General features: G+C 67.2%; 2 protein-coding genes. One reads left to right on the top strand and one right to left on the bottom strand.

Translation table 11 applies throughout. The features are described 5' to 3' along the window. A partial coding sequence (locus ACXJKH_RS18375; protein WP_457321502.1) for a DNA translocase FtsK 4TM domain-containing protein occupies positions 1–1020 on the bottom strand: 1020 nt, incomplete at its 3' end. Positions 1021–1288: 268 nt separating this feature from the next. Here ACXJKH_RS18375 and trxB point away from each other — a divergent pair. Next, complete coding sequence (trxB, locus tag ACXJKH_RS18370; RefSeq protein ID WP_457321500.1) at positions 1289–2260, top strand: thioredoxin-disulfide reductase; 972 nt, start codon at positions 1289–1291, stop codon at positions 2258–2260. The last annotated feature ends 396 nt before the right edge of the window (positions 2261–2656 follow it).

The following is a 2656-nucleotide window of genomic DNA, read 5'->3' as shown; positions in this document are numbered from 1 at the left end:
GGTGATCACCGGACCCGGATAGGCGCCCACCACCTGCGCTTCGATGCGGAAATCCTTGAGCTTGAACTCGATCTGCCGCGACAGCGTTTCCAGCGTGTCTTCGTCGTAGCCCTTGGGCTGCGGCTTGGGATCGTCCAGCAGCGCCAGCGGCGGCAGGTCCGAGCCATCGCCATTGACCCCGCGGAACATCGGGATCTGGGTCTCGCGCTTGGCCCGGTCGCTCTTTTCCAGCACCGGCTCGGGGCGCGGCTCGATCTTGACCGGCTCGCGCTTGGCACGCACCTCCGCATCGACCTTGCGCACTTCCTGGCGCTCCTCGCGCATGGCGCGGGTCTGCTGCCACTCGGTGGCCTGCTCTTTCTTCTTGTTGAACAGCGGCGGCAGCGCCAGTACCCAGCGACCGATCTTCTCCATCACCACGAACCAGGAGATGCCCGTGGCCAGGGTGATCGAGGCCAGCAGCAGCACCAGCACGAACAGATTCGCACCCAGCGCACCGAACCCGGCGCTGAGCGAGTTGCCCACCAGCCGGCCGAGAATGCCGCCGGCATGGGCGACATCGCCAGTGAACAGACGCACATGCAGGAAGCCGGTGCCGGCGATCAGGAAGCCGACCAGGCCAACCAACCGCAGCGCCGGGTCCAGGTCATGCTCGCCCTTGCTTTCACGCTTGAGCCCGAACATGGCGATCCAGGCCAGCGCGCCGAGCACGATCGGCAGCACGAAGGCGATGTAGCCAAACAGCTGCAGCAGCACGTCGGCGATCCACGCCCCGACCCGGCCGCCCATGTTGTGGATGGGCGCGACCACGCTGCCGGTGTGCGACCAGCCGGGGTCGGTGGCCGAATAGGTGAACAGGCTGGCGACCAGATACAGCAGCGCCGGGGCGATCGCGATCAGGCCGAGGTCGCGCCACAGACGCTGACGGCCCGGATTATCGGCAGGCGCAGGCGCCGCCGCAGCCTTGCGCGACGGTTTGCTGTCGGGAGACTTGGATCGTTCCGGGAGCTGCTTCGCCACCTTAGACCACACCTTGGGAATGCACTGTTAGTGCTTGATAATAAACGACTGGCTGGCACCCCGGTAGGTGTCGACCGTTGGTCGGCACGCCCACCCGGCCCGGCCCCTGTCAAAACTTCGACACGGGAGGCGCCGACATGCCCCGCAGGTCGCCCCGCTCCACCGGTCGCCTTGAATCGCCCCGCCCCTGCCGCCACTCTATGGCTTGTCCCGGACGCCACGCAATCACCGCCGGCGTCCCGCCCCATCACCATTTACGCGAGTCTACATGAGCCATTCCCTGCCCTCCCGCCACCAGAAGCTCGTCATCCTCGGCTCCGGCCCGGCCGGCTGGACCGCCGCTGTCTATGCCGCGCGCGCCAACCTCAAGCCGGTGGTGATCACCGGACTGCAGCAGGGTGGCCAGCTGATGASCACCACCGAAGTGGACAACTGGCCCGGCGACGCGCATGGCCTGATGGGCCCGGACCTGATGACGCGCATGCAGGCCCATGCCGAGCGCTTCGAGACCGAGGTGATCTTCGACCATATCCACACCGCCGACCTGGCCCAGCGCCCGTTCAAGCTGATCGGCGACAGTGCCGAGTACACCTGCGACGCGCTGATCATCGCCACCGGCGCGACCGCCAAGTACCTGGGCATCGAATCGGAAGAGGCCTTCAAGGGCCGCGGCGTGTCTGCCTGCGCCACCTGCGACGGCTTCTTCTACCGTGACCAGGACGTGGTCGTGGTCGGCGGCGGCAACACCGCCGTGGAAGAGGCGCTGTACCTGTCCAACATCGCCCGCAAGGTCTACCTGGTCCACCGCCGCGACACCCTCAAGGCGGAAAAGATCATGCAGGACAAGCTGTTCGCCAAGGTGGCGGCCGGCAAGATCGAGACCGTGTGGCACCACCAGGTCGATGAAGTGCTGGGCAACGATGCCGGCGTCACCGGCGTGCGGGTCAAGTCCACGCTGGACGGCAGCACCCGCGACATCGAGGCCCACGGCTTCTTCGTGGCCATCGGCCACCACCCCAACACCAGCCTGTTCGACGGCCAGCTGACCATGAACAACGGTTACCTGGACATCCGCTCGGGCCTGGGCGGCAACGCCACCCAGACCTCGGTCGAGGGCGTGTTCGCCGCCGGCGACGTGGCCGACCAGCACTACCGCCAGGCGATCACCTCGGCCGGCTTCGGCTGCATGGCCGCGCTGGATGCCGAGCGCTACCTGGATGCGAAGGGTGAGCTGGGCTGAGGCAAGCCCGCTGCACGGTGATTCACGGAGGCCGGCGCGATGCGCCGGCCTTTTTTTGGCTCTTCGCCCCTGCGGGGAACATCTTGTTGCAAGGGCCGTCGCAGCGTGAGCACGACCCTGCGCGGGTGGCCGGGTGTGCAGGCGCCGCTTGGATCGGCTGGCGTCTCCGCTCGGGTTTGTCGCGCCCGTGAGGGCCCCATCATAGGGGCGAAGAACCTTTTCTGCGCCAGACCTGTGGTCATCCTCGGCCGCATACCTGCCGATAGGTCACCGGGGCCGTGGCCACGCCGTCGGCATCGATCATCCGGGCCGACCAGTCCGCCACGCCTGACCCGCTGCCCTGGCACCCGGTCTGCACCAGCATCGGCACGTCGGGATCATCGAACACCTTGGTGT

It is taken from the genome of Stenotrophomonas sp. P5_B8 (assembly GCF_054049855.1).
This window is presented reverse-complemented; position numbering and strand designations above follow the sequence as displayed.